The sequence below is a fragment of the Halorubrum sp. CGM5_25_10-8B genome (assembly GCF_005435095.1).
GTDB lineage: Archaea > Halobacteriota > Halobacteria > Halobacteriales > Haloferacaceae > Halorubrum > Halorubrum ezzemoulense.
In genome coordinates, this window is the sequence record NZ_SGTY01000008.1 from 117,589 (window position 1) to 134,176 (window position 16,588).

Annotated in this window: 18 protein-coding genes and 1 tRNA gene; 10 read left to right on the plus strand and 9 right to left on the minus strand. The window is 70.6% G+C overall.

What is annotated here, in order from left to right:
• The first annotated feature begins 95 nt into the window (after window positions 1-95).
• Together EXE51_RS09365 and EXE51_RS09370 are read left to right on the plus strand one after the other, a co-directional pair.
• On the plus strand, window positions 96-1,694 hold the full coding sequence (locus EXE51_RS09365) for a sulfatase-like hydrolase/transferase (RefSeq protein ID WP_137692566.1): 1,599 nt from the start codon (window positions 96-98) through the stop codon (window positions 1,692-1,694).
• On the plus strand, window positions 1,694-2,116 hold the full coding sequence (locus EXE51_RS09370; protein WP_089308733.1) for a GtrA family protein: 423 nt from the start codon (window positions 1,694-1,696) through the stop codon (window positions 2,114-2,116). Before EXE51_RS09365 ends, EXE51_RS09370 begins: the two co-directional genes overlap by 1 nt.
• A 24-nt stretch (window positions 2,117-2,140) precedes the next feature.
• On the opposite strand, the gene EXE51_RS09375 is transcribed toward EXE51_RS09370, so the two are convergent.
• The 6 genes from EXE51_RS09375 to trmY form a co-directional block, all read right to left on the minus strand.
• A complete protein-coding gene (locus tag EXE51_RS09375) occupies window positions 2,141-2,842 on the minus strand; it encodes a TVP38/TMEM64 family protein (protein WP_049932921.1) in 702 nt (233 codons plus the stop codon).
• Window positions 2,843-2,894: 52 nt separating this feature from the next.
• The gene (locus tag EXE51_RS09380; RefSeq protein WP_137692567.1) at window positions 2,895-3,668 is read right to left on the minus strand and encodes a DUF429 domain-containing protein; all 774 of its coding nucleotides are present in this window, start codon (window positions 3,666-3,668) and stop codon (window positions 2,895-2,897) included.
• A 105-nt stretch (window positions 3,669-3,773) separates the two neighbouring features.
• Complete coding sequence (locus EXE51_RS09385) at window positions 3,774-5,222, minus strand: response regulator (protein ID WP_137692568.1); 1,449 nt, start codon at window positions 5,220-5,222, stop codon at window positions 3,774-3,776.
• A 278-nt stretch (window positions 5,223-5,500) separates the two neighbouring features.
• A tRNA-Pro gene (locus EXE51_RS09390) sits at window positions 5,501-5,573 on the minus strand.
• 395 nt (window positions 5,574-5,968) lie between these two features.
• Window positions 5,969-6,403, minus strand: a complete 435-nt coding sequence (locus tag EXE51_RS09395; RefSeq protein WP_137692569.1) for a CHY zinc finger protein — start codon at window positions 6,401-6,403, stop codon at window positions 5,969-5,971.
• Window positions 6,404-6,414: 11 nt separating this feature from the next.
• Window positions 6,415-7,029 (minus strand): tRNA (pseudouridine(54)-N(1))-methyltransferase TrmY, encoded by a 615-nt coding sequence (gene trmY, locus EXE51_RS09400; protein ID WP_049932925.1) that lies wholly within the window; start codon window positions 7,027-7,029, stop codon window positions 6,415-6,417.
• Window positions 7,030-7,079: 50 nt separating this feature from the next.
• Between trmY and EXE51_RS17740 the strand changes: the two genes are divergently transcribed.
• On the plus strand, window positions 7,080-7,220 hold the full coding sequence (locus EXE51_RS17740; protein ID WP_167373098.1) for a hypothetical protein: 141 nt from the start codon (window positions 7,080-7,082) through the stop codon (window positions 7,218-7,220).
• A 19-nt stretch (window positions 7,221-7,239) separates the two neighbouring features.
• On the opposite strand, the gene pyrF is transcribed toward EXE51_RS17740, so the two are convergent.
• Window positions 7,240-8,070: an orotidine-5'-phosphate decarboxylase gene (gene pyrF, locus EXE51_RS09405; RefSeq protein ID WP_137692570.1), complete on the minus strand. Its 831-nt coding sequence runs from the start codon at window positions 8,068-8,070 to the stop codon at window positions 7,240-7,242.
• Window positions 8,071-8,144: 74 nt separating this feature from the next.
• Window positions 8,145-9,449, minus strand: a complete 1,305-nt coding sequence (locus EXE51_RS09410; protein WP_137692571.1) for a carboxylate--amine ligase — start codon at window positions 9,447-9,449, stop codon at window positions 8,145-8,147.
• 157 nt (window positions 9,450-9,606) lie between these two features.
• On the opposite strand from EXE51_RS09410, the gene EXE51_RS09415 reads away from it, so the two are divergent.
• Together EXE51_RS09415 and EXE51_RS09420 are read left to right on the plus strand one after the other, a co-directional pair.
• Window positions 9,607-10,134 carry a DUF5813 family protein gene (locus EXE51_RS09415; RefSeq protein ID WP_049932928.1) on the plus strand — a complete coding sequence of 176 codons (528 nt, stop codon included), beginning with the start codon at window positions 9,607-9,609 and terminating at the stop codon, window positions 10,132-10,134.
• A gap of 39 nt (window positions 10,135-10,173) precedes the next feature.
• Window positions 10,174-10,497 (plus strand): hypothetical protein, encoded by a 324-nt coding sequence (locus tag EXE51_RS09420; protein WP_049932929.1) that lies wholly within the window; start codon window positions 10,174-10,176, stop codon window positions 10,495-10,497.
• A 21-nt stretch (window positions 10,498-10,518) separates the two neighbouring features.
• Here the strand turns inward: EXE51_RS09420 and tmk are convergent, their stop codons facing one another.
• On the minus strand, window positions 10,519-11,112 hold the full coding sequence (gene tmk / locus EXE51_RS09425; protein ID WP_137692572.1) for a dTMP kinase: 594 nt from the start codon (window positions 11,110-11,112) through the stop codon (window positions 10,519-10,521).
• 179 nt (window positions 11,113-11,291) lie between these two features.
• Between tmk and EXE51_RS09430 the strand changes: the two genes are divergently transcribed.
• The 5 genes from EXE51_RS09430 to cofC all read left to right on the plus strand — a co-directional run bounded on the left by EXE51_RS09430 (window position 11,292) and on the right by cofC (window position 16,573).
• Window positions 11,292-12,656 (plus strand): hemolysin family protein, encoded by a 1,365-nt coding sequence (locus EXE51_RS09430; RefSeq protein WP_137692573.1) that lies wholly within the window; start codon window positions 11,292-11,294, stop codon window positions 12,654-12,656.
• A 108-nt stretch (window positions 12,657-12,764) separates the two neighbouring features.
• Complete coding sequence (locus EXE51_RS09435) at window positions 12,765-13,622, plus strand: universal stress protein (RefSeq protein WP_086215995.1); 858 nt, start codon at window positions 12,765-12,767, stop codon at window positions 13,620-13,622.
• 100 nt (window positions 13,623-13,722) lie between these two features.
• Window positions 13,723-14,619 carry a complex I NDUFA9 subunit family protein gene (locus EXE51_RS09440; RefSeq protein WP_049932933.1) on the plus strand — a complete coding sequence of 299 codons (897 nt, stop codon included), beginning with the start codon at window positions 13,723-13,725 and terminating at the stop codon, window positions 14,617-14,619.
• A 109-nt stretch (window positions 14,620-14,728) separates the two neighbouring features.
• A complete protein-coding gene (locus EXE51_RS09445; protein WP_176450647.1) occupies window positions 14,729-15,907 on the plus strand; it encodes a tubulin/FtsZ family protein in 1,179 nt (392 codons plus the stop codon).
• An 18-nt stretch (window positions 15,908-15,925) separates the two neighbouring features.
• Window positions 15,926-16,573, plus strand: a complete 648-nt coding sequence (gene cofC, locus EXE51_RS09450) for a 2-phospho-L-lactate guanylyltransferase (RefSeq protein WP_137692574.1) — start codon at window positions 15,926-15,928, stop codon at window positions 16,571-16,573.
• Window positions 16,574-16,588: the final 15 nt, after the last annotated feature.

The following is a 16,588-nucleotide window of genomic DNA, read 5'->3' on the forward strand; positions in this document are numbered from 1 at the left end:
TCCTCAAACCGCTGGCAAACCGCATTTAAGTATACTCGTGACGCTCCGCGCGCCGCCGCCCGAGGCGCGGCCGCGGGGGGTCCGCCGCGTACTCTATGACATCCGATTCGTCGACCCGGACGGCCGCAGACCCCGGTACGCCGAGCGACGACGCGGCCGTCTCGAACGTCGTCCTCGTGACGGTTGACTCGCTGCGGGCGGACGCGGTCTCCCCGTACGACCCGGAGCGACGCTCGCCGGTGATCGACGGGCTCGCCGACGGGGGAACCGTGTTCGACCGCGCGTTCGCGACCGGCAACTGGACGCCGTTCTCGTTCCCGTCGATCCTCGCCTCGGAACCGGTGTTCGCTCGGGCCGGTGACATCGGCGTCGACGAGTCGGTGACGCTCGCGGAGGTGCTCTCCGACGCCGGGATCGCGACCGGCGGCTTCAACGCCGCGAACGGATTCCTCACCGACCACTGGGGGTATCCCGACGGCTTCGACGAGTTCGAGCCGTTCGTCACCAGCGTCGGATCCAGCGTCTACAGCCGGTACCTCGCGGCCCACCCGACCGTCGAGGCGTGGATCCAGCTCGCGACCTCGCCCGTCCGTCGGCTCGGCTCGAAGTTCCGCGGCGACAGCGACGACCGCCCGTTCCTCGACGCCTCGCGCATGTTCGACGTCGAGGACGCCGCGACCGGGTTCGTCGACGACACCGACGAGCCGTTCTTCCTCTGGGTCCACTACATGGACACGCACACGCCGTACGTCCCCGCGCCGCGCTACATCCGCGAGGTGTCCGACGGTATCGTCGGCACGCACCAGATGCTCCACGCGCACGCCCGGACGAGCCTCGGCCTCGAAGTCGGCGAGCGGACGCTCAGCGAACTGCGGACGCTGTACCAGGCGACGGTGCGGCAGGTCGACGCCAGCGTCGGGCGACTGCTCGACGCCTTGGACGCCGCGGGCGTCCGCGACGACACCGCGGTGCTGCTCGCGGGGGACCACGGCGAGGAGTTCCAGGAACACGGCCACCTCGCCCACTACCCGAAGCTGTACGACGAGCTGATCCACGTTCCGTTCGTGGCCGACGTGCCCGGGCTCGACGGCGGCCACGTCGACGGCCACGTGGGCCTCGATGCGATCCCCCCAACGGTCGCGGACCTCCTCGGCGTCGATCCGGTGCCCGAGTGGCACGGCGAGTCGCTCCTGCCGGCGCTCCGCGGCGAGGGGAGGCGCTCCGGCGGCGGCGAGGAGACGCTCTCTGCCGCCGGAGAGGAGACGCCCTCCGACACCGTCGGCGATGCGCCGTCCGAGTCCGGCGGCGACGGTGACCGCGACGCTGCCGACCCCGTCGTCTCGGTGACCGTCCGGGGCGAGGACGTGACCCAGCAGCCGATCCCCCGGTCACTGTCCGACGGCGACCTGTTCGTCAGCGCGCGCGACGACGACTGGACGTACATCGAGAACGTCGACGCCGGCGACCGCGAGCTGTACCACCGTCCCACGGATCCAACCCAACAAGAGAACCTCGCGGTCGACCCCGACGCGGAGGGACAGGCAGTCATCGACCGGCTCGCCCCGGTCGTCGATTCCCACGCGAAACTGCTCCGCGAGCGCGGCGCCGCGGCGGAGGCGGCCGCCGCCGAGCGCGGCGACGACGAGGTCGACGAAGACCTCGAAGCTCGCCTCGAAGCGCTCGGGTATAAGTGATGCTTCGAGCAGTCCTCCGCGACCTCGCCAGCGGACCAATCGCGGTCCAGATGCGCCGGTTCGTCGTCGTCGGTGCGCTCACCGCAGGGCTCCAGCTCGCCCTGCTTTGGCTGTTCGTCGACACCGCGGGACTGAACTACATCGTCGGCGCGACGATCGCGATCGAGATCACGATCGTCTGCTCGTACGTCCTCAACAACGCGTGGACGTTCCGGGCGAGCCGGAACACGGGTGCCTCTGAGTACCTCGCCGGACTGCTGAAGACGAACCTGGTCCGCGGCACGGCGATCCCGATCCAGCTCGGCGTGCTCGCCGCGCTCGTCGAGTGGGCCGGGGTGATGTACCTGATCGCGAACGTGGCCGCGATCCTCGTCAGCGGACTCTACCGGTTCGTCCTCGACGCGCACTGGACGTGGGGCTGACCCCGGATCGCTCGTCTCGGGCCCTCAGAAGGGGAGCCGCGGCTCGACGCGTTCGACGAGGTCGCGGACCGCCTCCTGCTTGTAGTACCCGACCGCGGACGCGGCGACGACGAGCGCGACGAGCGCCATCGCCGAGAGGAACCGGCCGCTCGCGAGTTGGCCCCCCGCGTACACGGTGAGGACGTACGCCGGAAGGCGACCGACCGCGATGACGGCCATGAACGTCGGTAGCGACCACTTGGTGAGGCCGCTCAGGAAGCAGATCGCGTCGTCGGGGAGGCCGGGAATGATGACGAACGCGAACAGCCCGGGAACGCCGACTGTGTCGACGAACCCGTCGAAGCGGGCGATCACGTCCTCGTGGATGACCCGCTCCACGAAGGTGCGCCCGTACCGCTTCGAGAGCGAGAAGGCTACCGCGCTCCCGATCAGCACGCCGGTGAGGCTGTACACCGTGCCCGCGAGCGGGCCGAAGAGGAACCCCGCGACCAGCGCGACGACCTGCCCTGGGATCGGGGCGACGATGACTTGGAGGGCCTGAAGGCCGATGAAGACGATGGGGGCGAAGATACCGAACTGGTCGAGCCACGTCCGGAGGGCCTCCGCGTTGGTGAGGAACCCTGCGTAGCGGCTCACGAGGACGTAGAGCCCGACCGCGAGGACCGCGACGCCGACCGCGGCCGCGATCCCTCGCCGGCGGTCCGCCCGCGAGGAGAAGAGTTTCATTCGTGTCGTAGCGGGTGACAGAGGGACTTCAACCTTACCACCCGGCGGATCCTCACGCCAACGGGCCCGCGCTCCAGTAGGCCATCCGCATCGGGACCCCCTCGTCGTCCCGGTGATCCGCGTCACCCGGCAGGAACCGTAGCTCGTCGACCGGCCGGCGGGCGACGACCGCCAGCCCGAGCGCGTCCACGGCGTCGTCGGCGGTGGGGTCCGCCTCCCTCACGGCGTCGGTGGGCTCGTCTGCGAGCCGTCGACAGACCCGACCGAGCGCGGCGCCCGGGTCGTCGAGGTGCCCGTCGAGCGCGCCGAGCCGCTCGCCGACGCCCGGGGCCGTGGTCTTCGAGTGGTCGAGCCGCCGGCCGTTGAGCCCGCGGAAGCACACCTCCGGGTGCGCCTCCATGACCGCCTCGCGCGCCGCCTCGTCCCGCCGGAGGAACGCGTCGACCTCGCCGACCGCCGGCGCGATGTGGTACGACTGTCGGCTGAGCCCCTTGCCGAGGTCGGCCCGGTTCCGCTCGCTCACCGCCTCGTAGTCAGCGCCGTCTCTGGCCGCTTCGCACGCGCCCCGCGAGGGGACGGGGAACACGCTGCTCGGACGCTCGGCGGCCGACCGCGCGGCCGAGTCGACGGCCTCGCGCTTCACCAGCGTCTCGGCGTCGTGGGGGAGACCGATCGGCACGTCGACCAGCAGCCGATCAACGCCGTCGTTCCACAGCGCTTCGAGGTCGCGTTCGAGGCGCGCGTCCGGCCCGCCGGTCCCGTCGAACACGACCGCGAGCCACGCGCCGCCCGCCCAGTCGACGCCCGCGACGGTGTCGGGTGTCATCGATCGATCGCTCGTTCCCGTGCCTATTCAATCGGCCCGGTCCGCGGACCGATCGCTCGGGGCACAGGGCCCTGCGCGGTGCGGTCGAAGCCGCGGCGTGGCCCGCTACGGCGAGACGGGTACGTCGTCTGTCACGGGAACCGCCGGGTCGACGGTCACGTCGAACCGGACGCCGCCGCTCGCGCTGTCGCCGACCGAGATGTCCCACCCGTGGGCGTCGGCGATTCGCTCGACGATAGTCAGCCCGAACCCGGTCCCGTCCGTGGCGGTCGTGTACCCCGCTTCGAACACGCTCTCGCACTCCGTCTCGTCGAGCCCCGGCCCGTCGTCGGCGACGTAGAACCCGTCGGCGGACGCACCGATCGTCACGGTCACGGGCGACCCGCAGTGGTCGTCGACGTTGCGGAAGAGATTCTCGAGGAGCCGCCGGATCCGGGAGCGGTCGCCGGAGACGGTGATCTCGTCGTCCACCACGTCGAGCGTGTCGGCCGGACAGCCGAACGGTTTCCAGGCCTCCGCGGCGAGCGCGCCGACGTCGACCGGCTCCGGCTCGGACACCGACTCGCCCTCCTTCGCGAGCGTGAGCAGCTCGCCGATCATCTGCTCCATCCGCTCGTGTTCCCGTTCGAGGGCCTCGAAGTGCGTCGCCTCGCTCTCGGCGCGAGCCATCTCCGCCGCCGTCTTCGCGTTCTGGAGCGGCGTCCGGAGGTCGTGCGACACGATCGACGTGAACTCGTCGAGCCGCTTGTTCTGTCTGATCAGCTCCTCGCGCTGCCGCTGTTCGCGCGTCGCGTCACGGAGGATCCCCACGGACCCGCGGAACTCGTCGTCGAACGGGAGCGCGGCCATGTGGTCGTAACACGGCACCGTCTCGCCGTCTTTCGTGTGGATGTCCACCCGGAACTGCTGCGTCTCCGGCCCCGCGCTGGAGACGATCGTCGCGAGCATGTCGTTCGCCCGCTGGACACCCTCGTCGGTCTTGATCTTGCCCGGCGGGCTGCCGATGATCGCCTCCCTGTCGTAGCCGACGAGGTCGAGGAACGCCTCGTTGACGTACTCGAACTCCGCCTCGGCGTTCACGACGTAGATCGGATAGTCGAGCGCCCGGAGGACCGTCGAGTACCGCTCCGACTCGATCTGGGCGCGGTACTCCGTCGCGGCGTGCTTGACCCGGTTGGCCAGGCGGCGGTGCTGGTCGGGGCCGCCCTTCTGGAGGTACCCGGTCACGCCGGCGTTGATCGCCTGCGCCGCGATCTCTTCGCTGCCCTTCCCCGTGTAGAGGATGAAGGGGAGGTCGGCGTAGTGATCGCGGACGGCGTCGAGCAGTTCGAGTCCGTCCGTCCCGGGCATCTCGTAGTCGCTCACGACGCAGTGGACGGACCGCTCGTCGAGCGTGTCGAGCACCGCGTCCGGACTGGCCACCGTGGTTATTTCGACGTCGCCGAGCTCCCGCTCGATGAAGGATTTGGTCAGGTCGAGAAACGCGGGATCGTCGTCGACATGTAAGACTTCGATCGACGCAGTGGCGGCTTCATTCGGGTTATCGATCGACATTCCAACTACCGATCAAAAGGGGTTCTAAACGGAAAAATATCTGGCTGTAGTGTCTCGTTTCGAGAAGCCGATCGGGGAGCTGTTCGACCGATCGTCCCGGATACCTTACACTTCAGATCACCGGCGACGGGACCGCGATTTCCGCCGTTTCGGCCTCCCCGCTGCGCCCGGGAAACACACGTCTCGGAACGCGGTGGTCGGGTGACATCCGCGGCGGAACACCGCGGCTTCACCGAAGGTAGGTACGCGTCAGTAGTCGGCGGAGAATGCGGGAGAAGTGGGCCGGCACGAATTTGAATCGTGGTTACGGCCACCCGAAGGCCGAAGGATACCAAGCTACCCCACCGGCCCGCACTCGACAGAAAGTCGTTCGTTCTTTTAATCCTTCCGAAAGGGGGGCGATCAAGACGGACCGGAGGGGGGAGGAGTCGATAGAATATCCAGTTCATCGACGCCAGACGCGGGTACCACGAAGCCCCAGTCGCGAGGACTCGATGCGCTCGTTGCGGTCCGCAGTCGCTCGTTTCACTCGCTCCCTGCGGTCCTTACGTCGCGCGTCTTCGTCCTCGCGACTGCCCCTTCGAGTCCCGTCCCGCACCGCAACCGCACCTCACGCCTCCCCAGCCTCGTCAGGCGCGTCCTGCGGGCTCCCTTCAGTCGCCCTCGTCGCGCCTGACTCCCTCGCGCGTCCTGACTCGCGCCCGTCGGGCGCTCGCAGGCACACGCCACCGCTGCCGCGCCATCAGTTATAAACCGTCGTCACCGTCCTCGTCCCCCGAGCCCGCCACCTCGAAGTACCGGCTCCGATGCTTCCGACAACCGGGATTGAACGCGGCGCCGCACGCCGGGCACGTATCGTCGCAGTCGAGGTACTCGCTCGCGGTCATCGTCGTCTCGCAGACGCCACACAGGACCGCCGGATCGTCGAAGCGGTCGCGGGGCCACGGGACCGCCTCGTGGTCGGTCGCGGCGTCGTGGCAGGCGTCGCAGGGGTAGTACGCCTCGCAGCAGCCGAACCGGAGCGCGACCACGTCGACGGGGTCGTCCCAGTGGGCGCAGCGCGTCTCGGGGTCGACGGCCACCCCGCGGAGTGGAACCGCGAATCGGGAGTCCGCGTCGGGCGCGGTCGTGGTCTCTCGGTCGGGCGGCGACGGGTCGCTGCCGGGGGGTGGTGCGGTCATCCGTCCCGCAGTCAGTAGCTGGCGTACCCGTCGGTGTCGAGCCAGTTGTGGACCACCGTGATCGCGTGGTCCGCGTGGAGCAGTTCGGGGCCGACCCGGAGCCGGCGGTCGGCGCGCTCGTCGACCGCAGCCGCCTCGTCCGGCGCGAAGTCGTGGTGGTCCGAGAGCACGAACACCGGATCTTCCGGCGGTTCGGCGTCGATGAGCGGGGCGCCGTCCTCGTGGAGCTGGACGAGCGTCCCGTCCGGGCCGCGGCCGTCCGCGCCGACGAGCCGGTCGAGCGTCGCGTCGAGCCCCATCCGGCGGAGTTCGACGCCCGGAGAGACGTCTGCGGGCATGTGGCCGATCGCCTCGTCTCGCGCGTCGAGCGCGTCGCGGACCCGCGCGGCGACGTTGCGCTCGTCGGGGTGGAGGTGCCGGAGCGCGTCGGAGTCGAAGGAGACGGTGAACTCGTCGGCGATCGCGAGGTGGACCCGGACGGACTCGCGGATGCCGTGCGAGAGGAAGACGCCGGCGCTCACGCACCGGCAGAGGAGGTCGAGCCGGCCGGCCCCGGGGATGTCGGACAGCGATATCGCGTCCGGATCGGTTGGCACGTCGCGGCCGATGACGACGAACTGGCGCATACCGGGCGGTCGCCCCCGATCGTCATAAGCCGTCCGACCCAACCGCCGCCGTGAGCCGCACTGGACTGTGCCAGATCTGCGAGGCGGCTACCGCGAGCCGCGCCTGCGACCGCTGCGGCCGCGCCGTCTGCGACGACCACTGGGACGAGACGGCCCGAGCCTGTACCGCCTGCGTCGCCGGGCGGCGCTAACGCGTCGCGACGCGACGGCTCAGCGGTGCCGGTTCAGCCGCTTCTTGAGTCGCTTCGCCGCGTCGCCCGCGGCCCCGAAGTACGTCGCCTCGTCGCCGGGCCGGCTCGACTCCTCGCCTGCGAAGATGATCCCGCGCGAGGAGTTCACGAGCCCGACGTCGACCGGGAGGTCCGGGCGCTCGGCGAGCCCGTGTTCGACCGCGGCCTCGGCGTCGCCCCCCTGCGCGCCGACGCCGGGAACGAGGAACGGGATCTCGGGGACGATCTCGCGGACCGTCTCCAGCTCCTCGGGCGTCGTCGCCCCCACGACGAGTCCGACGTTGTCGTTCGCGTTCCACACGTCCGCGAGCGCCGCGACGCGCTCGTACAGCGGCTCGCCGGAGGCGAGTTCGAGATCCTGGAGGTCCGCGCCGCCGGGGTTCGAGGTGCGACAGAGCGCGAACACGCCCTTGTCAGCGCGGTCGAGGAACGGCTGGAGCGAGTCGCGCCCGAGGTAGGGGTTCACCGTGATCGCGTCGACGTGGTCGAGCACCTCGGCGTACCGCCGCGCCGTGTTGCCGATGTCGCCGCGCTTCGCGTCGAGCAGGACGGGGACGCCCTTCCCCTCGGCGTACGCCGCGGTCTCGCGCAGCGCGCGCCAGCCGTCCGGATCCTCGTAGAACGCGGCGTTCGGCTTGTAGCAGGCGGCGTGCTCGTGGGTGGCGTCGATGATCCGGCGGTTGAACGCCCACCGCGGTAGATCGGCGTCGGCCACGGCGTCGGGGAGCCGGCTCGGGTCGGGGTCGAGCCCGACCGAGACGACGCTGTCGACGGCCTCGATCCGGTCCGCGAGCGCCTCGAAGAAGTCCATACGCGCCCTGTGTCGGCGGGCGAACTAATCGTTGCGTTCCGCGGTCGCTCACGCGTCTCCCGGTCGGGGGCGCCTCAACAGGAGCAGTAGTACTCGCGGTCGACGAACTCGGTCTCTAGCAGCTTCGCGGCCGGATCGGGGTCCGAGGGGCGGTAGACGCCCGCCGTCAGGTCGCCCTCGCGCTCGAACGCGCCGGAGACGAGCCGCCGCCAGTCGGCGGCCGACAGCTGGTCCCAGAACGCGTCGTCGCCCGCGAGCAGCGAGAGGTAGTCGCGAAGGTACACCCACCGCATCGGCTCGATTCCGGACGACTCGTAGGTCGCGTCGGTGACCGCCGCGTAGGCGGCCATCGGGAGGTTCGCGCCCGCGGCGACGGGCATCCCGATCCACTTCCACGGCCGGGTGTTGACGTCGAGCAGCAGGAACTCCTCGCGGTCGGCGTCGTAGACGAACTCCGCCTCGCTGATCCCGTGGTAGCCCGCGTCATCGAGGACGGCGAGCGCGTGCTCCCGGATCGCCGGCTCGTTCGCGGTCTCGACGAGACAGGAGGTGCCGAAGTTTCGCGGGTACCGGACCGCTGCGTTGCCGACCACCGCGAGCGCGTCGTCGCTCCCAGACGGGGGGACGTAGGAGGCCAGCGAGTGGTCCCGTCCCGTCGCGATGTCGACGCGCTTCTGGGCCATCACCGCGATGCCCTCGTCGGCCGCGGCCGCGACGACGTCCGCGAACTCCTCGCGGTCCGCGACCTCGATCACGTTGGTACCGAACGCCTCCTCGAAGTCGCGCTTGAGTTCGGGTTTCACCACCAGCGGGAAGCCGAGCGCCGCCGCGGCCTCGTCGACGGTGGCGTCCGCCTCGCGGGTCCCGCTCGCCGCGGTCGCTTCGAGCCGGTACGTCTCCGGGTAGGGCACGCCGAGTTCCTCGCAGGTCGCGTACAGCTCGGACTTGTTCAGCACGTCGTCGAGCGTCTCGCTCCCGGCGAACGGGAGCCGGACGCCATCGGGGTCTGCCTCGGCGTACGATAGCGCCCACTCGTCCATGCAGCCGAACGCGACGGCCTCGGTGCCCGCCGCGTCGACGATCGCCTCCACGTCCTCGCGGAACCCGTCGAGGTCGTCGAGCGGGTACGTCACCGCCCCCGCGTAGTCGACCGCGCCAGAGGGGGGCGCGAGGCCGTCGTGTGCGACGGTCTCGGCCTCGGTGTCGGCGCCGTCGCCCGCGCGGTCGAGCGCGATGACGGGCACGTCGTGGGCATCGAGGGCGCGCGCGACCCCGAGCCCGGTGATGTGCGCGTTGCTCACGAGCGCCGGCGGTCGGTCGAACTCGGCGGTCGCGAGCGCGTCGATCAGTCCCTCCGTGGACCGGAACCGGTCAGCCATACCTCGTCTCGTCGGTCGACGCATAAAAGCGCCCGACGTACCGGCTCGGTGTGCCCGTATCGGTGACGGGTGCGACGGGGCCGTCGGCGACGGGGCGATGCCCGGCTCGCGCGGGCGACGCGAGCGGCTTTTCAGGCCGCGTCACCTCCGGATAAGTATGACCGAAACCGAGGACGACGACGCCGACGCGGCCGACGAACTCCCCGGCCGAGTCCGGCGCGCGTTCGGCGACCACGGCTCGTTCGAGCGCGACGGCGACGGCTGGGTGTCGACGACGACCGCGTTCGACGGGCGCGTCCGGGCCGAGCCGGCCGGCGAGGGGCGCATCCGGTTCACCGTTACCGTTCGCGTGCCAATGCTTTCCGCCGCCACCGCCGACGAGGTCGCGGACGTGGTCGAGGACGGCTGGGTCGACACGTTCGAGCGCCGCGCCGTCGATGTCGGCGGCGTCACCCGCAAGGATCGGGATTTCGATCCGGCCGTCGAGCGCGACGACGACGAGATCGCGATCACCTACGCGCTCTCGGACATCAACGAGCGGCGGGGCGTCGACGACGCGGGCGCCCTGATCGACTTCGTCGAGGGCACGTACGTCCAAGGTGTGATCCCGGGCTACGAGTACACGGCACCCGTCTCGGACCTGCTCTCGGCCGCGCGACAGCAGGGCGGCGGCGGGCCCGTCTGAGGTCGATAGGGGGAAGTGTCGGGGGATCGTACGGCGACTATGCTCGCGCTGTTCGGGTTCGGCAGCCTCCTCGCGTTGGTCGCGTTCCACACGTTCCTCGCCGGGGTCGCGACCCGGTTCTTCCGGATTCAGCTTTCGACGTCGTGGGGGTCGATCCTGTACACGCTCGTGTTGACACCGATCCTGCTGCTCGTCTCGACGCTCGTCTTCACCGGCGCGCTCGGCGTCGGGACCGGGATCAACGTCGGGAGCTCGACGATCCTGCTGGCGCTTCTGATCGCGCTCCCGATGGCGCTCGGCGCCGCCATCGACTACCTCTACCTCACGCCGCCCGACGAGTACGAACTCCCGGACACGCGCTGAGAGGGCTCGACCGCGACGCCGTCAGCGGTCGACGAGCCCGGTCACGACCTCCTCGACCCGAGCGACCACGTCCTCTGGCGCCCGCGTCGCGTCGACCCGGTGGAACCGCCCGGGCTCGGCGTCGATCAGGCGCTCGTAGTTGTCGCGCACGGCCGCGAGGTAGCCGTCGCGCTCGAACTTGTCGGTTCGCCCGGCGCGCTCGGCCGCCGTCTCGGGGTCCAGGTCGAGGTAGATCGTCGCGTCCGGCGGGTGCGAGAACGCGGCGTGGATCCCGCGGACGTACTCCAGCGGCCGCTTGATATCCGCGTCGGTCCGTGCGAGCGTCGCCCCCTGATAGGCGAACCGCGAGTCCGAGTACCGGTCGGAGACGACCAGGTCGCCGTCCGCGAGCGCCGGTCGAACTGTCTCCGAGAGGTGGTTCGCGTGGTCGGCGGTGTAGAGGAACAGCTCCGCGAGCGGGTCGGCCTCCGAGTCGCCCATCGATCGGGCCACCGCCTCTCCGTACCAGCTGTCGGTCGGTTCGCGGGTGAACGTCGCGTCGGGGTACACGTCTTGGAGCGCCTCCCAGACCGTCGTCTTGCCGCTCCCGTCGAGCCCCTCCAGCGTGATCAGCATGGTGGCGTTCCGCCGCGGCGAGGAATAAACGGCGCGGGTCCGGTCCAGGGACCGGCCCTTCTCCCTCGCGTGCGGCGTTCGCATGTCTTTTTAGTGACCCCTCCGCGAACGGCCGCCATGAACGTGGACTCACGCACCGCCGTCGGCTCACCGGCTCGCCGCGGGCCCGGGAGGCGCGAATGGTAGCCGTCGCCGTCTCACTCTCGCGGGTCGCGGCCGCGCTGTTTCTGGTCGTCCTGAACGGCTTCTTCGTCGCCTCGGAGTTCGCGTTCGTCAGGATCCGTGCCACCTCGGTCGAACAGCTGGTCGAGGAGGGGCAGGCGGGCGCGGAGACGCTCGGGGAGGTGATGACGAACCTCGACGACTACCTCGCGGCGACCCAGCTCGGGATCACGCTCGCGTCGCTCGGTCTCGGGTGGATCGGCGAGCCGGCGGTCGCGGCGCTCATCCAGCCGGTCCTCGGCCCGCTCCTGCCGGAGGGGTTGGTCCACCTCGTCGCGTTCGCGGTCGGGTTCTCGTTCATCACCTTCCTCCACGTCGTCTTCGGCGAACTGGCGCCGAAGACGATCGCGATCGCGCAGGCGGAGCGGATCTCGCTGTTGCTCGCGCCGCCGATGAAGCTGGCGTACCTGATCTTCTCGCCCGGCATCGCGGTGTTCAACGGCACCGCGAACGCCTTCACGAGCCTGATCGGGGTCCCGCCCGCCTCCGAGAGCGACGAGACCCTCGAAGAGCGCGAGATCCGTCGTGTGCTGGCCCGCGCCGGCGAGGCCGGGCACGTCGACGAGTCCGAGGTGGCGATGATCGAGGGCGTCTTCGAGCTCGACGACACCGCGGCCCGCGAGCTGATGGTTCCGCGTCCCGACGTGGTCTCGCTGCCGGCGGACGCGTCGCTGGCGGCGATTCGCGAGACGATCTTCGAGGCCGGCCACACGCGGTATCCCGTCGTCGACCGCGACGACGCCGACCGCGTCGTCGGCTTCGTGGACGCGAAGGACGTGCTGCGCGCGACCGCCGAGGGCGACGACGGCGCCACCGCGGGCGGCCTCGCCCGAGAGATCCTCGTCGTCCCGGAGACGACGAGCGCGAGCGACCTCCTCGTCCAGTTCCGCGACGAGCGCCGACAGGTGGCGGCGGTGATCGACGAGTGGGGCGCCTTCGAGGGGATCGCGACGGTCGAAGACGTCGCCGAGGCGCTCGTCGGCGACCTCCGCGACGAGTTCGACGTGGCCGACGACCGCCACACGATCCGGCGGACCGGTGACGGGGCGCACGAGGCCGACGGGTCGGTCGCCCTCTCCGACGTCAACGACGCGCTGGGGACCGACCTCAGCGGCGACGGCTACGAGACGCTCGGCGGGTTCGTCCTCGATCGGATCGGGCGCTCGCCCGAAATCGGCGACGTCGCCGCAGCGGCGGGATTCTCCTTCGAAGTCACCGCCGTCGACGGCGCGCGCATCTCGACGGTCCGGGTGGAGCGACGCGACGATGAGGAGGGTGCGGACGCCGCGACCGGCGCGGACCCGGACGACGACGCCGCGTAACGACGTGACGCACGCCGCAGGGCGACGCGACACACGCCGCGAGACGGCGTTCCGGGAACGGCCGAGACGACGCGAGCGTTTTTCACGCGCGGCCGCGACCATGGCCGTATGTTCGAACGGATCTGCGTGCCCACCGACGGCAGCGACGCGGCCGCGGCGGCCTTCGACCACATCCTCGCGATCGCCGCCGACCACGGCGCGACGGTCCAGGTGCTCCACGTCGCGGACACCACCCGCGACAGCGTGACGCGGATCGGCGGCGACGTGGTCGACGTGTTAGAGCGTGAGGGGGAATCGATTGTCGAGGAGGCGGCCGCCCGCGCCGCCGACCGCGGCGTCGACGCGGAGACGGCGGTCCGGCAGGGTGGGGTCCCGGAGACGGTCACCGCGTACGCCGAGGAGGTCGACGCCGACCTCGTCGCGATGTCGACGCGGGGGCGGCAGGGGGTCGAACACCTCGTCGGGAGCACCACCGAGCGCGTCGTCCGCCAGTCGCCGGTACCGGTGTTGGCCCTCCGTCCGGGCGACGAAACGGTCCCGTACCCGTACGAGGACATTCTGGTGCCGACCGACGGGAGCCCCGCAGCGACCGCCGCGCTCGACCGAGCCCTGCCGGTCGCGGAGCGAGCGGGCGCGACCGTCCACGTCCTCTCGGTCGTCGACACCGGCGACGTGGGCATCGGAGACCACGTCGACACCCTCTCCGAGTACGCCGACGACGCGGTCGCCGAGGGCGTCGAGCGCGTCGAGGCCGCCGGACTGGACGCGGTCGGCGCGGTCGAGGTCGCCACCTCCGCCGCCCGCGGGATCCGGGCGTACGTCGACGACCCCGGGGTCGACCTCGTGGCGATGGGGACCCACGGCCGGACCGGCGTGGGGCAATACCTGCTGGGGAGCGTCGCCGAACGGACCCTGCGGAGCGCGCCCGTTCCGGTGTTGACGGTCCCGGTTCCCGACGAGGAGTGATCCGGGCGCTCGGGTCCGTTTCGGTCGCCTCTGCGCCGGATTTCGGGGGCGCGTCTGACGCCGCGGTAGGTTTACGGGCCTTCCACGCGATACGGATCGCATGAAAGTGTTGGTAGCCGGGGGGACCGGCTTTATCGGCTCGCACCTCTGTCGCGCGCTCGCGGACGACGGTCACGCGGTGACCGCGCTCTCTCGCTCGCCCGACGGGACGGCGGACGGGGTGACGGGCGCCAGCGGAGACGTGACCGACTACGACTCGATCGCGTCGACCGTCGACGGTCACGACGCGGTCGTGAACTTGGTCGCGCTCTCGCCCCTGTTCGAACCCGAGGGCGGCAACCGTATGCACGACAGGATCCACCGCGGCGGCACGGAGAACCTCGTCCGCGCCGCCGAGGACGGCGGCGTCGACGGGTTCGTCCAGCTGAGCGCGCTCGGCGCGGACCCGAACGGCGACACGGCCTACATCCGCGCCAAGGGCGAGGCGGAAGAAATCGTCCGCGACAGCGACCTCGACTGGACGATCTTCCGCCCCTCCGTCGTCTTCGGCGAGGGCGGCGAGTTCGTCTCGTTCACCAAGCGCCTGAAGGGGATGTTCGCGCCGGGCGTCCCGCTGTACCCCCTCCCGGGCGGCGGGAAGACCCGGTTCCAGCCGATCCACGTGGAGGACCTCGTCCCGATGATCGCCGCCGCGGTGACCGACGACGAGCACGTCGGCGAGACCTACGAGATCGGCGGCCCGGAGGTGCTCACGCTCCGGCAGGTCACGGACCTCGTCTACGACGCCGAAAAGAAGGGCGTCACGATCGTCCCGCTCCCCATGCCGCTCGCGAAGGTCGGGCTCTCCGTGTTGGGCGCGGTCCCCGGGTTCCCGATGGGGCCGGACCAGTATCGGTCGCTGAAGTTCGACAACACGACCGCCGACAGCGACGTCGGCGCGTTCGGCGTCGACGCCGCGGACCTGACCACGCTCGGGGAGCACCTCGGGGTCAGATGACGCGGAGCGCGAACATGTCAACTGTCATAATCTCAACGCTGGTAACGCCAACCGAAGGCTTATATACGAGATCACGCTCTGTTCAGTTCAAACGCGGAGGGAGCACACGATGAAACTCGCAATGATCGGATTCGGCCAGGCGGGGGGTAAAGTAGTTGACAAGTTCTTGGAGTACGACAAGCGGACGGGCTCCGAGATCGTTCGAGCGGCCGCCGCCGTCAACACGGCGAAGGCGGACCTCATGGGGCTCGAACACATCTCCGAGGACCAGCGCGTCCTCATCGGCCAGTCGCGCGTGAAGGGCCACGGCGTCGGCGCGGACAACGAGCTCGGCGCGGAGATCGCGGAGGAGGACATCGACGAGGTTCAGGGCGCGATCGACTCGATCCCGGTCCACGAGGTCGACGCGTTCCTCGTCGTCGCCGGTCTCGGCGGCGGGACGGGCTCCGGCGGCGCACCGGTGCTCGCGAAGCACCTCAAGCGGATCTACACCGAGCCCGTCTACGGGCTCGGCATCCTGCCGGGCAGCGACGAGGGTGGTATCTACACCCTCAACGCGGCCCGGTCGTTCCAGACGTTCGTCCGCGAGGTGGACAACCTCATGGTGTTCGACAACGACGCCTGGCGGAAGACGGGCGAGTCCGTTCAGGGCGGCTACGAGGAGATCAACGAGGAGATCGTCCGTCGGTTCGGCATCCTCTTCGGCGCCGGCGAGATCCAGCAGGGCCAGGAGGTCGCCGAGAGCGTTGTCGACTCCTCCGAGATCATCAACACGCTCTCGGGCGGCGGCGTCTCCACGGTCGGCTACGCGGAGGAGGAGGTCGAGGAGCGCTCCTCGGGCGGCCTGCTCTCGCGGCTGCGCGACGACGGCGACGACGACGAGCTCGACAGCGCGCACACCACGAACCGGATCACCAGCCTCGTCCGCAAGGCGGCGCTCGGCCGGCTCACGCTCCCCTGCGAGATCGAGGGCGCGGAGCGCGCGCTGCTCGTGCTCGCGGGTCCGCCCGAGTACCTCAACCGGAAGGGCATCGAGCGCGGGCGGAAGTGGCTCGAAGAGCAGACCGGTTCGATGGAGGTCCGCGGCGGGGACTACCCGTACCGCGGCGCCGGCTTCGTCGCGACCGTCATCCTGCTCGCGGGGGTCACGAACGTCCCGCGGATCAAGGAGCTCCAGCAGGTCGCCATCGAGGCGCAGGACAACTTAGACGAGATCCGCGAGGAGAGCGACGACAACCTCGACGAGCTCGTCAGCGACGACAGCGACGAGCTGGAATCCCTGTTCTGAGGCGCGCCGCTCCCCGCGATGGAGGTCATCGTTCCCTTTTCGACCGACCGCCCGAAGTCGCGGCTCTCTAGCGTTCTTGCCCCCGAGGAGCGCGTGGCATTTGCGCGGGCGATGCTCGACGACGTGCTCGACGCCGTCGCCGCCGCCGGCGGTGAGCCGCGCGTGCTGGCGACCGACGCGGTCGACCTCGACCGGCCGGTCACCGTCGACGACCGCCCGCTGACGGACGCGGTCAACGGGGCGCTCGACACGCGACTGGGAGCCGACGACGAGTCCGACGGCCCGCACGAGCCGACCGCCGTCGTGATGGCGGACCTCGCGCTCGCCACGCCGGCGACGCTCGACCGGCTCTTCGCGGCCGGCCGCGACGCCGACGTGGCCGTCGCCCCGGGTCGCGGCGGCGGCACGAACGCGTTCGTCGCCTCCCACCCCGAGTTCCGCGTGGACTACCACGGCGCGTCGTACCTCGACCACCGCGAGATCGCGGCCGCGGTCGGCGCGGCGTTCGAGACGGTCGATTCGCACCGGCTCGGCACCGACGTCGACGAGCCGGCCGATCTCGCGGAGGTCCTGATCCACGGCGAGGGGCGCGCGGCGACGTGGCTCCGCGAGGCCGGCTTCGCGCTCGACGCGTCCGAGGGTCGCGTGAGCGTCGTCCGAGAGTGAGCGCCGTCGAAATTG